The 16,943-nt window shown below is 36.1% G+C and carries 18 protein-coding genes; 7 read left to right on the top strand and 11 right to left on the bottom strand.

Going from position 1 to position 16,943, the window contains the following annotated elements; translation table 11 throughout:
• Positions 1 to 280: 280 nt before the first annotated feature.
• The gene (locus tag C9I86_RS05985; RefSeq protein WP_107275921.1) at positions 281 to 772 is read right to left on the bottom strand and encodes a CreA family protein; all 492 of its coding nucleotides are present in this window, start codon (positions 770 to 772) and stop codon (positions 281 to 283) included.
• Between the two features lie 378 nt (positions 773 to 1,150).
• Here C9I86_RS05985 and C9I86_RS05980 point away from each other — a divergent pair, with 378 nt between their 5' ends.
• Positions 1,151 to 1,489, top strand: a complete 339-nt coding sequence (locus C9I86_RS05980) for a hypothetical protein (protein WP_241956853.1) — start codon at positions 1,151 to 1,153, stop codon at positions 1,487 to 1,489.
• An 89-nt stretch (positions 1,490 to 1,578) separates the two neighbouring features.
• On the opposite strand, the gene C9I86_RS05975 is transcribed toward C9I86_RS05980, so the two are convergent.
• The 5 genes from C9I86_RS05975 to C9I86_RS05955 all read right to left on the bottom strand — a co-directional run bounded on the left by C9I86_RS05975 (position 1,579) and on the right by C9I86_RS05955 (position 5,817).
• A complete protein-coding gene (locus tag C9I86_RS05975; protein WP_107275920.1) occupies positions 1,579 to 2,619 on the bottom strand; it encodes a DUF2157 domain-containing protein in 1,041 nt (346 codons plus the stop codon).
• A gap of 122 nt (positions 2,620 to 2,741) precedes the next feature.
• On the bottom strand, positions 2,742 to 3,047 hold the full coding sequence (locus C9I86_RS05970; RefSeq protein ID WP_080155544.1) for a DUF1289 domain-containing protein: 306 nt from the start codon (positions 3,045 to 3,047) through the stop codon (positions 2,742 to 2,744).
• Between the two features lie 118 nt (positions 3,048 to 3,165).
• Positions 3,166 to 3,705, bottom strand: a complete 540-nt coding sequence (locus C9I86_RS05965; protein ID WP_080155545.1) for a GNAT family N-acetyltransferase — start codon at positions 3,703 to 3,705, stop codon at positions 3,166 to 3,168.
• Positions 3,706 to 3,845: 140 nt separating this feature from the next.
• Positions 3,846 to 4,340 (bottom strand): SRPBCC family protein, encoded by a 495-nt coding sequence (locus tag C9I86_RS05960; protein ID WP_235865752.1) that lies wholly within the window; start codon positions 4,338 to 4,340, stop codon positions 3,846 to 3,848.
• Between the two features lie 937 nt (positions 4,341 to 5,277).
• Entirely contained in the window at positions 5,278 to 5,817 is a 540-nt protein-coding gene (locus C9I86_RS05955; RefSeq protein WP_107275919.1) for a hypothetical protein, read from the bottom strand.
• Between the two features lie 166 nt (positions 5,818 to 5,983).
• Between C9I86_RS05955 and C9I86_RS05950 the strand changes: the two genes are divergently transcribed.
• Positions 5,984 to 6,466: a GreA/GreB family elongation factor gene (locus tag C9I86_RS05950; RefSeq protein ID WP_080155546.1), complete on the top strand. Its 483-nt coding sequence runs from the start codon at positions 5,984 to 5,986 to the stop codon at positions 6,464 to 6,466.
• Positions 6,467 to 6,478: 12 nt separating this feature from the next.
• Here C9I86_RS05950 and C9I86_RS05945 read toward each other — a convergent pair whose 3' ends face one another.
• Positions 6,479 to 7,384 (bottom strand): LysR family transcriptional regulator, encoded by a 906-nt coding sequence (locus C9I86_RS05945; RefSeq protein ID WP_107275918.1) that lies wholly within the window; start codon positions 7,382 to 7,384, stop codon positions 6,479 to 6,481.
• A gap of 133 nt (positions 7,385 to 7,517) precedes the next feature.
• Here C9I86_RS05945 and C9I86_RS05940 point away from each other — a divergent pair, with 133 nt between their 5' ends.
• The 4 genes from C9I86_RS05940 (at position 7,518) to C9I86_RS05925 (ending at position 14,068) form a co-directional block, all read left to right on the top strand.
• Complete coding sequence (locus C9I86_RS05940; protein ID WP_107275917.1) at positions 7,518 to 10,349, top strand: FAD-binding and (Fe-S)-binding domain-containing protein; 2,832 nt, start codon at positions 7,518 to 7,520, stop codon at positions 10,347 to 10,349.
• Positions 10,350 to 10,889: 540 nt separating this feature from the next.
• Complete coding sequence (locus C9I86_RS05935; protein ID WP_080155549.1) at positions 10,890 to 11,936, top strand: HlyD family secretion protein; 1,047 nt, start codon at positions 10,890 to 10,892, stop codon at positions 11,934 to 11,936.
• On the top strand, positions 11,936 to 13,444 hold the full coding sequence (locus tag C9I86_RS05930) for a DHA2 family efflux MFS transporter permease subunit (protein ID WP_107275916.1): 1,509 nt from the start codon (positions 11,936 to 11,938) through the stop codon (positions 13,442 to 13,444). Before C9I86_RS05935 ends, C9I86_RS05930 begins: the two co-directional genes overlap by 1 nt.
• A 411-nt stretch (positions 13,445 to 13,855) precedes the next feature.
• On the top strand, positions 13,856 to 14,068 hold the full coding sequence (locus C9I86_RS05925) for a cold-shock protein (RefSeq protein WP_036791338.1): 213 nt from the start codon (positions 13,856 to 13,858) through the stop codon (positions 14,066 to 14,068).
• 196 nt (positions 14,069 to 14,264) lie between these two features.
• Here C9I86_RS05925 and C9I86_RS05920 read toward each other — a convergent pair whose 3' ends face one another.
• Positions 14,265 to 14,480 (bottom strand): hypothetical protein, encoded by a 216-nt coding sequence (locus C9I86_RS05920; RefSeq protein ID WP_107275915.1) that lies wholly within the window; start codon positions 14,478 to 14,480, stop codon positions 14,265 to 14,267.
• A gap of 243 nt (positions 14,481 to 14,723) precedes the next feature.
• The gene (locus tag C9I86_RS05915) at positions 14,724 to 15,278 is read right to left on the bottom strand and encodes a YbhB/YbcL family Raf kinase inhibitor-like protein (protein ID WP_080155552.1); all 555 of its coding nucleotides are present in this window, start codon (positions 15,276 to 15,278) and stop codon (positions 14,724 to 14,726) included.
• A gap of 173 nt (positions 15,279 to 15,451) precedes the next feature.
• On the opposite strand from C9I86_RS05915, the gene C9I86_RS05910 reads away from it, so the two are divergent.
• A complete protein-coding gene (locus C9I86_RS05910) occupies positions 15,452 to 16,363 on the top strand; it encodes a LysR family transcriptional regulator (RefSeq protein ID WP_107275914.1) in 912 nt (303 codons plus the stop codon).
• 28 nt (positions 16,364 to 16,391) lie between these two features.
• On the opposite strand, the gene C9I86_RS20020 is transcribed toward C9I86_RS05910, so the two are convergent.
• Positions 16,392 to 16,544, bottom strand: coding sequence for a hypothetical protein (locus C9I86_RS20020; RefSeq protein WP_158258923.1), 153 nt, complete (start codon positions 16,542 to 16,544; stop codon positions 16,392 to 16,394).
• Positions 16,544 to 16,924 (bottom strand): hypothetical protein, encoded by a 381-nt coding sequence (locus C9I86_RS05905; protein ID WP_241956851.1) that lies wholly within the window; start codon positions 16,922 to 16,924, stop codon positions 16,544 to 16,546. Before C9I86_RS05905 ends, C9I86_RS20020 begins: the two co-directional genes overlap by 1 nt.
• Positions 16,925 to 16,943: the final 19 nt, after the last annotated feature.

Raw genomic sequence — 16,943 nt, 5'->3', positions numbered from 1 at the left:
ATCCGTGGAATGTTAAATAATTAAACATAGTTAATATGTATTGTTGTTGTGTGGACTATGCCAAAAAAAGACTAATAGAGAAGAGTTATTATCGGAATCGGAATCACACTTTTCAATAATGATAATTTTATTTGTGGGGGAAGTGTTACTGTTATGTTGGATATAGTTATTAAATTAACGTTTTCTGGATATTGTTATTGGTTTTTTATATGTTTAAAACTGAAGGGTGGGTGCAATATATCGCTTCCAAATCAGATAGATAAGAAGCGATAATGCAATATTATTGAATATTGGTTGCCGACGCCGACGTATGATCAACGTAAGCTTTAGTTCCCCACAATGGTACTGTTGACAAACTGTGTTTATAACTACCGGTTGTTGTTTTGGTTGAATATGATAAATACATCAATGTTTCTGATTGAGGATCATAAATTCGACGTATTTTCATTGATTTAAAAAAGATACTTTTAGATTTTTTAAATACTACTTCACCTGATTTTGATTTATCAATATTGGCGATCATTTCAGGTGTTATCTCACCTGTTTGGCGGCATGAAATAGAAGAATCAGAAGGATCTGCTAGACTTAAATCTGCTTCAATACTTGCTATATGACATGTAACGCCAGGGACGATTGGGTCGACTAATGTATTTAATTTAATGTCTTTAGTAGTAAACATTCCTAAAGAAACATCGCCTACTTCATTATCCGAGCATCCACTTAGTGTTAATGCGACAGCAAGAGAACTTGCGGCTATTAAAAATTTTTTCATACAGACTCCCTGTTAAATGAATAATCTCACTTAAAATTTTAATTTGTTATTATTACGCTAAGTTATACGCGAAATTTTGATCCTTTTCATTATACACTTTTCAAAAAACATGTTTGTCATCAACAGATCAGTCTCGGCAAAGCGTAGTGAAAATAAATATCATAAATTTATGGGTAAGGTTGTTTGTGATTTAAGTGTATGATAATTAGCTGTTATTATACTTTTTTTCTTATGCGCTAAAATCAGAAATGTTGCTTTAATGATAACTTTTATTAAAAATAGTCTTTTCAATTGCTAAAATTACACATAGGATGAATGTAGCAATATTGTTATTATAATAATTATCAACGGATGATTATTACTGATTATGAGGAGGATATGATGTCAAATATTCTTGCGTTTCCAGTAAAAGAACAGCCTCGCGATCGTACGCCGTTAGAATTAATTGTTGAACAGGAATTGTTAGATTTAGGTGCAGATAGTTACATGGTCGACATTATTATCGAGCGAATGGAAAAATTTTTAGCGCTTGCTTCGTTTGAGTTTGATTTGAAAATGAAAGTATCTAAAAATTGCTTAGATGAAATGAATCAAAATGTGTTTCCTGTTATTTCGAATATGCAGGAATCAATGCGAAACACAATGAATGATATGTTAACTGAGCGTGTGTTACATGAAATTCGATTATACAATTTAGAACAACACGCAGTTAAATAAGAGATACTTCTATTTGCTAGTCTTCTGTTCGATTCGATAAATTCATCATTATGCCGCTGGTTTATTATTATGATCACAGCGGCTCTTTATTAATTTTTGGATCCTAATTGCCAAATTTTTTCGGCACGGCTGCCTATTCCCCAAAAACTTAATGCTAATATCGCAAAAAAGAGTGCTTTGTGTAATGTATCCCAGAAGTATTCAAAATAACGGCTATAGAGACACAGTAACAAAAAGATAATGCCAAACGCGCGTATTAAAGCATTGTTGTTTTTAATTCCGTAAAAAATGGCGCCTATAGTGATAAAAAGCATTGCTACACTCCAGCCCCAGAGCTCGATCTGTTTCACATGAGACCAAGCTCGTAAACTGTCATAGTTACCAAAAATAGTTAGCATCCATAGTGCATTAAAGAAATAAATTAACCCAACAAATAGTGTGGCTTCTTTTGCAAAGTAAAATCGGCTATGAGGCTTAAAAATCGTACTTAATCCGACAATTAATATTCCCACAAAAATAAACCGTAATGGAATGTTCATTCCCCAAAAGAGGAAGTGATCTTGTGCAAGATAAGATGTTTCAGTTAGCACCCATAATCCAATCCCGAATAAAGCAAATAACCACACTAAAACAGAACGAAGTTGAAGCCCGATTACCGTATAAGCTATCGTAGGGATGAATATAAAAATACTTTCACGCCAATGTAGCGCTAAAGTGGTGTGACTAAGAAATCCACTCGCGACTGCCGTTATAAGTACGCCAAAAAAGAACATGGCTTCATTACTGACTGTTTTTTCTGGATGACGTTGGCGACGTCTAACGCCAAAGAAAAATAATAGTCCAGCAAGTATTGTACTCAGTAGCGTTAATACACTTGCTGGTGTGTTGATGATACGTGAGATTAAGGTAATCAGATAATCATCGGCCACCAATAAGATCACCGAAAGAATAAAGCAGGCAATAGCAATCCAAAAGGAATAGACCGCGAGGAGTTTCCAATCAAAAGTAATAACGTGGTAACTTTGGCGCAATTGCTGCGCCTGTTGATCATCAATTAGGTGCTGTTGCTGCCATTGAGCTATCGTTTCACTAAGCAGTTGTCCTTGACGCTTATTAACTTTAATGTCCATATCGGTTCCAGATAGTATCGAGCACGTATAGGCGTTGTATTATCTTATAATGCACTAATCATTGTAACGGGTTGGCATTATTAATGATATCGAGGTTATTTTTGTATGCCAATAGTGAAATATCATAAGGTTGGTAATAAGGATAGACACTGGCGACATAGGCAAGCATTGGCTGTATCAGTGAGTGTTTGGCGAGGTTCAATTTCAAAGCACCAGCAGGTCGCTTTTCCTGCTTGAATATCGCATTGTGCGGGCTGTTGGCATTGTGGGCACTGATGGGTTGGTGTTATGGCTTTTATTTGTGCCATGATTGCCAGTTGTTGAGGTTCTGGATAAGCTATCCAGTGGCTGATTTCTGTCATTGTCCGTAAGCAGCCACTGCAAATACCAGCATTATTTTTACATTTAGCGACACAAGGTGATTTCACGATTAAAACTCAGTAATAAGTAACGTTCAGTTATGAGTATGCTAACGATTAATAACTGTAAATGCTACTTTCACCCTAATGATCATCCCGTGAATGGCTCTTCATATTATTCTTTTTGTTATGACGCTGCTTGTTTTAGTACCTCATAGATCGCAATATTATCTTGTGAGATATGATGACTAGGAATGGTAAGAGAGGGAACATGTTTCATGCCAATTTTGATCATGACATTTTCAGGGCCTGATACGGTTTTTAAATGTCGGCCATAAAGATGTTGTAAATTGAGTTTATTAAACCCAAATTCTTTTATGCGCTCAACTGCTTCTGTACAATAGCCATTGCCCCAGAAAGGGACACCAATCCAATAACCTAGCTGTGCGCTATGCTGGCTAATATTTTCTAATCCTGCACAGCCGATAAGTTGGTGATTACTTTTTAGAGTGATAGCAAAAATAGCGGACTGGTGACTATGCCAACCTGCTAAATGTTTACCTATCCACTTTCCTGCCATACCATCAGAATAAGGATGTGGGACACTAATTGTACCATTAGCGATATCAACATTGCCGGCTAGTAGTTGGATCTTGGTCGCGTCAGATAATTCTAAAGGACGTAGAATTAAGCGCTCAGTCGTTAGTAGTGGTTGATTTTTAGTCATAGAATATACTCACAAACATGGCTAGATATGACTATTAATCAATAAATACATATTAATTTATAGGGCTAGGATCAATTATTGAGTGGGTAACTGGTTTAAAAAGTAAGATCTGTGGAGTCACACCGCATTATTATCAAGAGTTAGATCTTTGGGTTAACATTAGTTGAAGGATCTTTAGCGATAGCTTGATTGATCAGTTGAGGATTGGTTTCACTAAAATGAATTAACTTTACCAATGCTAATTTAATGAAGCGATGAATATGTTGCTTGATCAGCCACCCTGTACCAATAAATTTAGGTGAGAAGGTCATGTGGTATTGAATTTTAGTTTGCTCTGTATTGATACTGATAAATTTAATCCAGCTGCCATGTTCAGCAATAGGGGCACCAGTGATAATTTTATAATGAAGATGTTCATTTTCTTTAAAGTCAATAATCTGCTCTTGATAAGTAAAAAAGCCGTTGTTTACTTCACGAATAGCGCCAATGCCATTGTTATGCGGTTTACCTGCACGTAGTAAGATGTAATTAGCATTAAAAAAACGGTGCAGTTGCTCATGATCTGAAAGTAAGGCAAACAATACATTTTTAGGCGCATTAGCTGTAAGTTCAATAGAGATACTGTGTATTGTCATTATGCTTTCCCAAACCTGAAACCTTTTCGCACTATTAAGCATAGATGTTTGAATGATATTTGCATTCTAATAATGCTTAAAAACCGAAAAATAAGTGTTGTAGGCAGTTTTTAAGTAAAGAGGGGGGAAATATTCAATCTTAAAAAAAGAATTGTTAGATAAAGTAAAAATAAAAGTAGGTTATTTTTACCTTGTTTAGCAAGGTGTTAGCCTTTATTCAATCATATAATTAATAAAAGAAAGAGATATCTCACAAAAAAACAGATGAGAAGAGTTGTCAAAAAGTAAAAATATAATTATATTAACTGTGTTGATATAGATCGTTAGGTGAAAGTTATTTTAAAAATCAGAAAGTCTTAGTTTATATTCTTTCCTAAATTACCCTCCACGAAGTCTTATCACAGTAATATTTATTCACAATGGAACTTGTTCTTAGAAGTTGTTGTCATAAATAGATACGCAAATGATGTTGTTCATAATAATTCAATTAATGTGTCATTATAACGTCATATAATATTGGTTAAGTAGAACACGAATAGTCGAGTAAGAACGGTATTAATATATAGTGATATCAACCTTGCTCATTGGGAAAAAATGAGAGGTTTATAATGAAAACACGCAGTCGTAGACAGTGGTTTTACCATAAAAATCAAACAACTAAAGCTATTAAAGCTTAGGTTTGAAACAAACATTTCTTTATAGGTGATAAAGGAATGAATACACTTAATTATCCTCTAATTAAGTGTTTGTTGAAGATTGTTCATAACAAATATCAACGGCCAAAGTGGCCAGAAATACAGATTTACATTACAACATTTCTGGCTAACTTATACTTCCTTTAAATATTAATGCTGATATTAAATTTTCCATACCAAAGCAATCGATTGCTTTGGCATTAAGTAAATTGTTCTTACTCATATATATGCAATTTTTATTGTTATCTATATAACGATCCGCCAATAATAATATCGCTTGGAAGATCTTGGAGTGGCATATTGCCAATATAAATATTACCGTCGACGACCAACTTATTCGGCAATGTTAGAATTTTGCTATTTTGAAGCAATAAATCACCTTTTACATAAAGGTTATCTGGTAATTTTTTCAATTGGGTATGAGCAACACTAAGATCGCCGAGTACTCGTAAACCAAAGTTAAGTTCTTTAATTTTAGAATAAGCAAGATTGATATAGCCATCAACATTGAGGGCTAAAGGTAAGTGCTCAATATTGCTATAAGCTAAATTAAGATTCCCTTTTACAATAAGACGTAAAGGCAACATGTTAATGCGGCTATTCTCGAGATTAAGGTTACCATTAACGGTTAAAGGATCGGGTAAGCGAATATTGCCACTGTCTTTTAATGAAATATTGCCATAGCTATCTTTATAATTGAGTAAATGGATCTGCGTCAATGCCATTGTTGGTTGTGCTATCACCAGACATAGCACACATAAAAATCGTTTAACAATATACATATAAATAAACCTAGGCTTTGTAATAATAAATACCAAAACATATCGGCACCTAAGTGGAATTCTTTAATGTGAAGCTGCACTGATGCCAATAGGTTATTGCCGTTTTTGTTTGTCTCTCTATTCAATGTATAATCAGCGCCCATTTGGTTATATAGAGGGATCTGTGATGAATAAAGTTGTATTACTCGAGCGTATTCAGCAACAGTTAGAACAGACATTACAAATAGCGACTGAAGCTGCAATGCGAGCTTACAATACTGCTACAGATGATGAAAATGTAGCTGAAAATAAATATGATACCTTTGCATTAGAAGCCTCGTATCTTGCTCATGGTCAGGCACAGCGGGTGGCTGAATGCAAAGATGATATTAGTGCGTACCAGCACTTATTTGCCTCAATGCCTATACAACAAGATACTGTCGTCGTTGGCCATTTAGTTACTTTAGAAGACTATGACGGTAATGTGAAACACGTATTTTTAGGCCCTGCGGCTGGTGGGTTAAAGTTTACGATTGATGGACAAAATGTGATTATTGTTACACCTACATCACCCTTTGGTGAAGCATTACTTGGACGTAATATCGATGAAGAAGTTGATATCCATATAAGTAATAACGTCATATGGTTTGATGTGATCAGTATTAAATAGTGTTATCAATATTTATTGGAACTGATCACGCTGACGTTGATAATAATAATATAAATGCTCAATGAATAACTTCACTTTCGTTGGTTGTTGTTTGGTATAAGGATATACCGCATAAATGCCTAATGATTTAGCTACATAAGGTGCCAATACTTCAACTAATGTGCCTTGAGCTAAATCTTGAGCCACTAATACTTTTGGCACGTAAACTAAGCCTTGACCATGTAATGCCGCTCCGCGCAATGCCGAAGCGTTATTGGTGGTAAAATTGCCATTAACATGGATGGTATGGGGACCTAAATTGTCGTTGACGAGCCAAGCATTTGCCCCTGTTTCTTGGAAGCTATAGCCTAAGCAATTATGATGACTTAATTGTTCTGTATTGGTGGGGGTTCCTCGTCGAGCAAGGTAACATGGTGCACCACATATAACCCAACGCGCTTCAACTAATTGGCGTGCAATAAAGCTAGAATCAGGCATTGCGCCTGTACGAATAGCTAAATCAACCCCTTCTTGTACCAAGTCAACAAAACGATTATCAAGATCCATTTCAATATGAATATCGGGATATTTCTCACTAAAAGCGGCTATCGCCTCTGGCAAAATAAGTTCACCAGAGATAGTAGGAACCGTTAATCGAATAGTACCCGTTAAACTTTCACCCAAACCATTCATAGCATCATTGGCATTTTGAACGGCGTTATACACTTCTCTGGCATGGTGATAAAACACTTCACCAGCTTCTGTTAGTGTCAATTTACGGGTGGTGCGGTAAATGAGCTGTACACCTAACGCAGTTTCTAACCCTGTTATACGCTTACTGATGACGGACTTAGTTAAACCGATGTGATCTGCCGCTTTACAAAATGACCCAGTTTCAATCAGATGATAGAACAGTAATAAATTTTTAGTGGTTTGCATTAGTATAGTTTTTGCAACACAGATGTGAATTAATCAATATATATCAACTATACCTATAGCAGTAAAATTATTCATCCTTTATTAAAATAGTAAGCATGATAGATATGCTTAACAATAATTACATGGAGCAATGATGCAGCCTGTTTATATGGATTTGATAGAACAATTACGCCAGCAAATTGATGAAAAAAGAATTATTACCGATCCAACATTACTGTTTGCTTATGGTACTGATGCCAGTTTTTACCGTTTGTTACCGCAATTAGTTCTACAGCTTGATACGCTTGATGAAGTTATTTTTGCCGTTAAAACGTGTTATGAACGTAAAATTGCTGTTACTTTTCGTGCTGCCGGTACGAGCCTTTCCGGTCAAGCTCAATCAGATTCGGTGTTAATTACATTAACGCGTCGGTGGCGTGATTATAAAGTACTGAATGATGGGGCTCAAATCTGGTTGCAACCGGGAATTATTGGTGCTGAGGCAAATACTATTTTAGCGCCATTTGGACGTAAAATTGGCCCGGATCCTGGCTCTATTAATAGTTGTAAAATCGGTGGTATTGTTGCCAATAATGCATCTGGAATGTGCTGTGGTACTTCACAAAATAGTTACCGTACTATTGCTGGAATGACGGTGGTATTGGCTGATGGTACGTTACTTAATACGTTAGATCTCAACAGTATTGCTGCATTTAAAAAAAGCCATGCTGAGATGATCTCAGAATTAATGTTATTGGTGAGTGAATGTCAGGCTAACCGTGTTTTAGCTGATAAGATCCGCCATAAATACCGCTTAAAAAATACCACGGGTTACAGTTTAAATGCGCTGGTGGATTTTGATGATCCCATTGATGTGTTACAGCACTTATTTGTTGGCTCCGAAGGGACATTAGGTTTTATTGCGGATGTCACTTATAACACAGTAGTAAACCATGCTTTTAAAGCATCAGGTTTGTTTGTCTTTGCTGACATCGAACAAACATGCCTTGCTGTAAGCCAATTGAGTAAAACCCGTGTCGCAGCAGTAGAGCTAATGGATAATCGTTCATTGGCATCTGTGGCAGAAAAACCCGGTATGCCACGCTTTATTGCTCAACTGGGTCTTGATGGCAACACTGAAGCGGCGGCGCTATTAATTGAGTTGCATGCTGAAGATGAACAAGATTTAGGTCTTCAAAGTGATGGAATACAACAGATAATCAATGCATTTTCGCCAATTGAACAAGTGAATTTTAGTCGTGATACTAAAGTTTGTGAGCAATTATGGGGTATTCGTAAAGAGCTGTTTCCTGCTGTTGGCGCTGTACGAGAAAGTGGTACTACAGTAATAATTGAAGATGTTGCCTTTCCTATTGCTCAATTGGCACCCGCTGTACGTGATTTACAAACACTGTTCGTACAATTTGAATACCATGAAGCCATTATTTTTGGTCATGCTTTAGCGGGTAATTTGCATTTTGTTTTCACGCAGTCATTTGATACACAGGCTGAAATTGAACGTTACAGCGCTTTTATGGATGCTGTGGCTCAATTGGTTGCTGTTGATTACCAAGGTTCATTAAAAGCAGAACATGGTACTGGCCGTAATATGGCGCCTTTTATTGAACTTGAATGGGGAAATGACGGTTATCAGTTAATGCTCGCAATTAAAGGTATTTTTGATACGCACGGTATTTTAAATCCTGGCGTGATCATTAACGCAGATAAAAAATCACATATTAAAAATTTGAAAGCCATGCCCGTTGCTGATGAACTTATTGATAAATGCGTGGAATGTGGTTTTTGTGAGCCTGTGTGCCCTTCGCGTAATTTATCATTAACACCACGTCAGCGTAATACTGTGTTTCGTGAAATATCACGCTTACGGCGTAGTGATGAGGATCCTGCTCGTTTAGCGGCGATGGAAAAAACCTACCGTTACTATGGGCTCGATACGTGTGCAGCGACGGGATTGTGTGCAGAGCGTTGTCCTGTTGGTATTAATACGGGTGATTTAGTTCGAAAATTACGTCAGAACCATACGGAAAAAGCAAAGAAAATAGCATCGTGGACAGGAAACCATTTTGCAACGGTAACAGCGTCAGCGAAGGCGGGATTAACTGTTGCGAATAAGATGCATACCCTATTAGGTACCAATAGAATGCATAAGCTCACGCAAAAGGTTTATCAATTATCAGGCCATAAAATTCCACAATGGACCGTACATTTACCGTTGCCAGCTACAAAAATAGTTGCTCCAATTATTAGTGGAATCACCAAAGAGCGGATAGTGTATTTCCCAAGTTGTGCAGCTCGAAATATGGGGGTTGAAGCACAAGCAAAGGATAAACGCCCATTAGCTGAAGTTACGATATCGTTATTGGAAAAAGCGGGTTATGAGGTTATTTTTCCAGCTAATTTAAATAATCAATGTTGTGGCATGCCTTATACAAGTAAAGGCTTTCCCGAAACAGCACACCTTAAAGCGCAACAACTGGAGCAAGCGCTGTGGGCAGCTTCAGAACAAGGCCAATATCCAATTTTGATGGATACCAGTCCATGTGCCAGCGCCAGTAAACAACATTTACGTAAAGAATTGATTATTTATGAACCGTTTAAGTTTGTTGCTGAATTTGTTTTACCAAGATTAAAAATCATACCGCAGCCAGAGCCTGTAATGTTACATATTACCTGTACTTCTCGACGTCAAGGTCTAGCGCCTCTGATTGAACAAGTGACTAAAGCATGTGCATTAAATGTTATTATTCCCGATGATATTAGTTGTTGTGGTTTTGCTGGAGACAAAGGTTTTACTAAACCTGAACTTAATGCAAGTGCTCTTGCACCGTTAAAGGCACAGGTACCACAAGGATGTAGTGAAGGGTATTCAAATAGTCGAACTTGTGAAATTGGATTATCAGAGCACAGTGGTATTGAATATCGTTCCATTTTATATTTAGTGGATAAAGTAAGTCGCTTACGTTAAATACTGTATGGTTTATTGGTGTGAAAATATTCAAACATAATTGATAATAAAGCCCTATTTTTTTAGGGTTTTTGTTTTTAAATTTGTTCAAAATATATCGAGATAGATAATATTTCATTTTAATGGCAGAGATTAGTGTCAAAATGTTTAAAAAACAACCATAAATAAAAGTGGTTATTAAGTTTTTATATTTAAAGTCACCTTCTTTCGATAATTAAAATCTCTATTATTAAGGCTATTTAGCGAAGTAAAATCACTATTTTAATGCATTTACTCTAAATCATATTAAATAAGCCGTAAAAATCAGTATCATTGTGGTTGTTTGTGCTGTGGTTCACTGTTTTCTGCACTTGAAAGCATTGGTGTGCAAGCTTATTATTTTATAGCTTATAAATAGTACTTATTTTTAGCGCGATACTGGTAGTTATATTAAGACTATCAGTATGTATGCATGATGAATATAAGAAACATTTTAAGCGAAAATAATTCTTATCATCTAGACTCAAATTTAGCTAACTTTTAGCTAAATAGGATAAATCCATGGCAACGACAGATACGGCTCAAGTAGAACAATCAAACGCAACAAAAAAAACAAATAAGTTTCGAAATATTATTATTTTTATTGTTATTGCTGCCGGTTTAGGTACCGCAGGATATTTTTATATCCGTCATCAAAAATTATATCCAAGTACTGATGATGCTTATATTCATGCCAACATTCTTTATGTTGCACCACAAATCAGCGGCAAAGTTCTTAATGTTAATGTTGAAAACTATCAGCATGTTACTGAAGGGGACTTACTGGTTAAGATTGATCCTGCTCCTTATGAAATTGAGCTAGAACAAGCGAAAGCAGCTTATGAAGTGGCAACACAACAAAATAAAGCCACTGATGATGCAATTTTAGCGGCAAGTGCTAATGTACGTGCAGCTGATGCGAACTTGGTTGATATTCAAAAAAGCTATCATCGTGTAATGGATTTAGTGAATCGTAAAGTATTACCTGCACAACAAGGTGATGATATAAAAGCCAAGTTGGCGGGTGCTCAAACCTCACTTGAAGCCGCGCGTGCAAAAATGTCGCAATTGATTAACCAACAAGGTGCGAAAGGTAATGAAGCCCCACAAGTTAAGCAAGCAGCGGCGGCCTTAAGCCAAGCAACATTAAACCTTTCTTATACTAATATCTATGCGCCATACGATGGTGAGCTAGGTAAGGTCAGTGTTCGTCCTGGTAGTGTTGTCTCTCCTGGTTTGGCGATGATGCCATTAATTGAAGATAACACTGCATGGCTACAAGCGAACTACAAAGAGAAAGATATTGGCTTATTAAAAGTGGGTATGACTGCAAAGGTTACATTAGATATGTATCCCGATGTAACTTATCAAGGACAAATCGAGGCTCTTTCTCCTGCCAGTGGTTCATCTTTCTCATTATTACCCGCTGAAAATGCAACGGGTAACTGGGTGAAAGTACCACAGCGTTTCCCTGTGCGTGTGAAGTTTATTGATTTGAAAAATAAGCCATTACTGCGCGTTGGTGCGAGTGCAAATGTTACTATTGATACTCAATCAGAGACTAACTAATGAGTGGGTCAGTTACACCAGCTAACCGTTTATGGATCACCTTAGCCGTTATGTTATCAGCGATCATGGTATTGCTCGATATGACGATTGCCAACGTTGCTTTACCGCATATGATGGGGGCACTAGGGGTTACGTCTGAACAGGTGACATGGGTACTTACTTCTTACTCAATGGCTGAAGCTATTTTTATTCCCCTTGCGAGTTATTTTGCGCTTAAATTTGGGGTACGTAGATTATTAATTATTTCTGTCATCGGTTTTGTCGTTACTTCAGCTTTATGTGGCCAAGCTGATAGTCTTACTGAAATGGTTACCTTTCGAATCATGCAAGGTGCATTTGGTGCGTCAGTTATTCCATTGGCACAATCGACAATGGTGCAAATTTACCCTGCAGATCAACGCGGTAAAGCCATGGCATTATTTAGCGTTGGTATTTTATTAGGTCCTATTTTAGGGCCTACTGTTGGTGGTATTATCACTGAAAATATGGATTGGCGTTGGATTTTCTATGTTAACGTCCCTATTGGCGCATTGTGTCTGACGCTAGTTTATCTGTTTGTTAAAATTGAAGATAAAGGCGAGTCAAAATTAGACTGGCCGTTAGTTATTGGTATGGCTATTGGTATCGGCTTATTGCAGATGGTGCTTGATAGAGGTAATGAAGAAGGATGGTTTGAGTCTAACTTTATTCTGTTTTCATTGATCATCAGTGCAATTGCTTGGGTATTCTTTATTGTGCGTTCATTGCGTACAAAAGGGGATGTTGCACCGATGTGGCTATTAAAAGACCGTAATCTTGCCGTGTCATGTTTGATCATGGCTGGCTTTTCTATGGGATTATTTGGTATTACCCAACTTCAACCAATGATGTTAGAACAGTTATTACATTATCCAGTAGAAACGACAGGATTTGTGATGGCTCCGCGTGGGTTAGCTTCAGCCATTGTGTTACTTGTTATGGCACAATACATGGATCGATTAGATCCTCGAATGCTGGTGGCTGTAGGGCTTGGTTTTAATATCTTTGGTACTTATTTAATGATGCGGTACTCAATGGATATTAATTTCTATTGGGTTCTTGTGCCGTCAATTATTCAAGGAATGGGGATGGGATTGGTGTTTGCACCGCTGAGTCAAATGGCATATCGCACAATTGAGCAAAAATATGCTGTTGGTGGTGCGGTAATGTTTAATTTATGCCGAACCATTGGTAGTTCATTTGGTATATCAATCGTAAACACCTATTTCAGCCGTACTCAACAACGGGAGTGGCATGCATTAGGCGCTGATATTACGGCAACCAATCCAATATTGCAGCAACAAGCAATGCAGCATCATACTACGGTGACTGATCCTAACTTTATTGCGCAAGTGGGTGCGCTATTACATCAACAATCGACACTACTGGCATTTGTCTATACGTTTGGTTTCTTGATGTTTTCTTATGTTGCATTATTACCATTGTTAGCATTATATCGATTTAAAAAAAATGCGGTTAATGGGAATTAAAAAGCATTCTATTTATAGGATAATTAGCTAATACCGAGAGAGAATATAAAGGCCTAGATTAGGTCTTTGTATTCACTAAAATTTAATGATAATTCATTGATTTTATTAACACTGTTATTATTTATAATGAGATAAAAGTATTGTTTTTGATAGCAATGCTTTTTTTTTAAGCGGTCATAAAACCTCACCTATAAAAAACTTTACAAATACAATGTTTAATGAGATTATGCCTTTACTCTGTAGCTAGAGTTATTGAACGAGAATTAAGTTAAAGAAAAACCTTAGAAGCATCTTCGTTATTGTTGTGTAAATTAGTGTTTCCCTTCGCTTTTCATCGTCATTTTTAATAACCCAAGTTACAGTGCATCGCATTTTGCGATAATTTTAAAGTATTTATATAAGGGACACATCATGTCTAACAAATCAACTGGTCTAGTAAAGTGGTTTAACGAAGAGAAAGGTTTTGGTTTCATTACTCAAGACAACGGCGGTGCTGACGTATTCGTTCACTTCCGTGCAATCGCTTCTGAAGGCTTCAAAACTCTTGCTGAAGGCCAGAAAGTGTCTTTTGAAGTAGAGCAAGGCCAAAAAGGTCTTCAAGCTGCAAACGTTGTAGCTCTATAATTTTATAGTTAATCTATAAAGTTTGATAAAAGCGTAAATAACTCTGTTATTTGCGCTTTTGTAGTTTCTGGGGCTTGTTTTTAAATATCTTCGCGTTAATCTTTCTGCTAACGCATAATCGACTGCATTATCCGCTAATACCTTACCTTTCTTTATTTACATTAATTGATTAATTATCATCTAGTCATAATGTTAATTACTTCTGATTAAAATTGACTAATCGTCCATCATAAGCACAAATAATACTAATTACTTCTTTCTTAAAGATCTGTGGGCATTGATAGTTTGTTTTTAACGATCGCATTTCATTGCGTATATTAGATTCAAATTCTGGAGGATAAACAACATTAATTGATAATGATAAGCCAGTGATTGTTTGGCGAGTCAGATGAAGGTTTTTCCAATATGTCATGCTGTTCCTTATTAAATCCAATGTCTTTATTTAAATGGTATGACATTCTGTATGTGAATGATAGCAGTATTTAGCATGATAAATGTAAACAGGTCGATATTCTGTATAGGGGATAATCTAAGCGGGTTAGGTAATATAAATTGCTAATAATAGAAGGATGTTAGGAGTATAAGATATAGAAAGACTCTTTAATCCATTGAAGCTACTGTTAGTATTAAAGTAGCTTCAATGGGAAATTATCTTTTATCGAGCATTAGTTGGCGCGATAAGACGAGCCTTGCCAATAACGTGAGCAAGGATGTTATAACCCGCTAATGCTGGAGATGCATTTTCAGGTAGTTTGATATTGGCTGTATTTAAGGCATAAACCGTAATTTGGTAATTATGTGGTTTTGCTTTTGGTGGAGGACATGCACCGCCAAAACCTTTAAAACCAAAGTCATTAGTTACCATACTTGCACCTTTGGGTAAGTTTTTACCACCAACGGCCCCAGCACCTTCTGCTAATGAATGGATATTGGCCGGAATGTTGATTACACTCCAGTGCCACCAACCACTTCCTGTTGGCGCATCAGGATCATACATTGTTACAGCAAAGCTTTTTGTGCCAGCAGGGATATCAGTCCAACTTAATTGTGGTGATTCATTCTTACCAGTACAACCCCATTGGTTAAATAGCTGAGAATTACTTAATGTTTGATCATTAGTAATATTTTGACTGGTTAATGTCATTGCAGCCTGTGACATAAAAGATGGTAGGGTAAAAAGCAGCGCCACAGCAAGCGTCTTAATCTTCATAGTAGTACCTATGGGTTAGTTAAAACTAATGTTATTTTAATGTGTCATCATTATCTAACAATCAGTAAACGTTATGGTGAAATATCTTATACGTATAATGTGTTATTTATTACAATAGCTCAAATCAATAAAACTGTACCAATAGTTGAGAAAAAATCACTTAAGGATTCAATGTGAGATCACTTCCCCCATTAAAAGGTATTATTTATTTTGAAGCTTCTGCAAGACTACATAGCTTTAAATTAGCAGCAGAAGAGTTATTTGTAACACCAGGTGCTGTGAGTCATCAGATTCAGACACTTGAAGCATTTATTGGTCAAAAATTATTTATTCGCCAACATAGGGGAATTAAATTAACCAATGCTGGTGTGCGTTATTTCAATCGTATTGGTTTGATTTTAAAAGATTTAGATCAGGCAACGACAGATATTGGTTTCATGACAAAAAAACAAAAAATAACAATAGCGATTCCGCCAACATTATTAAATAAGTGGTTATTACCACGAATTGATTACGCATATCTGAGTGAAAATGATATTTCGGTTGTCTTTATTGATACTATTGAAATGTTAGACTTAAATAAAGAAAATATTGATATTTCAATTCGTTATAGTATTGAAAAACCAAATGAAAAATACTGCCGATTGTTATTTCAGGAACAAATGATTGCTGTTTGTGCACCTGACTATACTGATAAGCCTTTAAGTTACTTGTCTGCAGAATTATTATCAACGAGTACTTTGATTGAAACGACGAATAGACTAATTCAATGGGATTTAATTTTAGCGAATAATAATATTAAATTAGACCCTAATCAAAGTAAGATATATTTTCAAAATTCAATGCATGCCATTGAAGCAGCAATACAAGGAATAGGTGTTGCTTTTATAAACCGTATTTTTGTTGAATCGTATTTAAAACAAGGCATTCTTATTGAAGCTATTGATATGGGTGTTATGCAGGATAATATTCCTAGTTATTACTTGGTGAGTAACTATGAAAAAATGCAAAATCCAGCAACTCAACTTCTTTATCAAGAAATTGAGTCATATATTAATGATGATATTGTGACAGGTGCTGTTTGATATGTCTTAACTGTAAATAATAAATAATTTATTCAGTATGCATTGCGGTATCTGTAATTGCATCATCATTTTCAATATCTTCAAGCAGTGATCTTAATTGTAAGATTGCTTGTGCTAGCGAGTATTTATTATTACAGACTAATGACTGAATCTGTTGTTGGTAATCAGATAACTGTCTCATTATTTATCCTTATAAACATCAGTCGTTAATGGTGCACTATATTTTTCACCAAGTAGTGAATCACGTGCGGCTGACCATGCATTGGCATAGCACATGGCTAATTTAGCTTTATCACTACTTGCCACCGCCCCTTTATCAATTGCAGCTTTTTGGCTCGAGCATTGATTATCAATTTGTTTACTGTATTTATCACCTTGATTTGTAAAATTATAAACTTGATCTTTAGCGTTCTTTGTTGTTTGTTGTAAGCAAAGAATAAGACCTTGCTCATCATAATTTTGATTGCTGACACACGATTGCACAACAATAGAATCCGTTGCATTTGCTGCTGCTGAAAATAGAGCACCAATAGTAAGGGTGACTAAAATTGTTTTTTTCATGAAAGGATGCATTAGATCT

The organism is Photobacterium sp. NCIMB 13483, from assembly GCF_003025475.1.
GTDB classification, from domain to species: domain Bacteria; phylum Pseudomonadota; class Gammaproteobacteria; order Enterobacterales; family Vibrionaceae; genus Photobacterium; species Photobacterium piscicola.
The sequence above is the reverse complement of the archived record's forward strand: the minus strand, read 5'-3'. Positions and strand labels throughout refer to the sequence as shown.

What these genes read in the sequence shown, in the direction of transcription:
- C9I86_RS05985 (WP_107275921.1), bottom strand. Translation starts at nt 772, where the DNA reads ATGAAAAAATTTTTAATAGCCGCAAGTTCTCTTGCTGTCGCATTAACA.
- C9I86_RS05980 (WP_241956853.1), top strand. Translation starts at nt 1,151, where the DNA reads ATGATGTCAAATATTCTTGCGTTTCCAGTAAAAGAACAGCCTCGCGAT.
- C9I86_RS05975 (WP_107275920.1), bottom strand. Translation starts at nt 2,619, where the DNA reads ATGGACATTAAAGTTAATAAGCGTCAAGGACAACTGCTTAGTGAAACG.
- C9I86_RS05965 (WP_080155545.1), bottom strand. Translation starts at nt 3,705, where the DNA reads ATGACTAAAAATCAACCACTACTAACGACTGAGCGCTTAATTCTACGT.
- C9I86_RS05960 (WP_235865752.1), bottom strand. Translation starts at nt 4,340, where the DNA reads ATGACAATACACAGTATCTCTATTGAACTTACAGCTAATGCGCCTAAA.
- C9I86_RS05955 (WP_107275919.1), bottom strand. Translation starts at nt 5,817, where the DNA reads ATGTATATTGTTAAACGATTTTTATGTGTGCTATGTCTGGTGATAGCA.
- C9I86_RS05950 (WP_080155546.1), top strand. Translation starts at nt 5,984, where the DNA reads ATGAATAAAGTTGTATTACTCGAGCGTATTCAGCAACAGTTAGAACAG.
- C9I86_RS05945 (WP_107275918.1), bottom strand. Translation starts at nt 7,384, where the DNA reads ATGCAAACCACTAAAAATTTATTACTGTTCTATCATCTGATTGAAACT.
- C9I86_RS05940 (WP_107275917.1), top strand. Translation starts at nt 7,518, where the DNA reads ATGCAGCCTGTTTATATGGATTTGATAGAACAATTACGCCAGCAAATT.
- C9I86_RS05935 (WP_080155549.1), top strand. Translation starts at nt 10,890, where the DNA reads ATGGCAACGACAGATACGGCTCAAGTAGAACAATCAAACGCAACAAAA.
- C9I86_RS05930 (WP_107275916.1), top strand. Translation starts at nt 11,936, where the DNA reads ATGAGTGGGTCAGTTACACCAGCTAACCGTTTATGGATCACCTTAGCC.
- C9I86_RS05925 (WP_036791338.1), top strand. Translation starts at nt 13,856, where the DNA reads ATGTCTAACAAATCAACTGGTCTAGTAAAGTGGTTTAACGAAGAGAAA.
- C9I86_RS05920 (WP_107275915.1), bottom strand. Translation starts at nt 14,480, where the DNA reads ATGACATATTGGAAAAACCTTCATCTGACTCGCCAAACAATCACTGGC.
- C9I86_RS05915 (WP_080155552.1), bottom strand. Translation starts at nt 15,278, where the DNA reads ATGAAGATTAAGACGCTTGCTGTGGCGCTGCTTTTTACCCTACCATCT.
- C9I86_RS20020 (WP_158258923.1), bottom strand. Translation starts at nt 16,544, where the DNA reads ATGAGACAGTTATCTGATTACCAACAACAGATTCAGTCATTAGTCTGT.
- C9I86_RS05905 (WP_241956851.1), bottom strand. Translation starts at nt 16,924, where the DNA reads ATGAAAAAAACAATTTTAGTCACCCTTACTATTGGTGCTCTATTTTCA.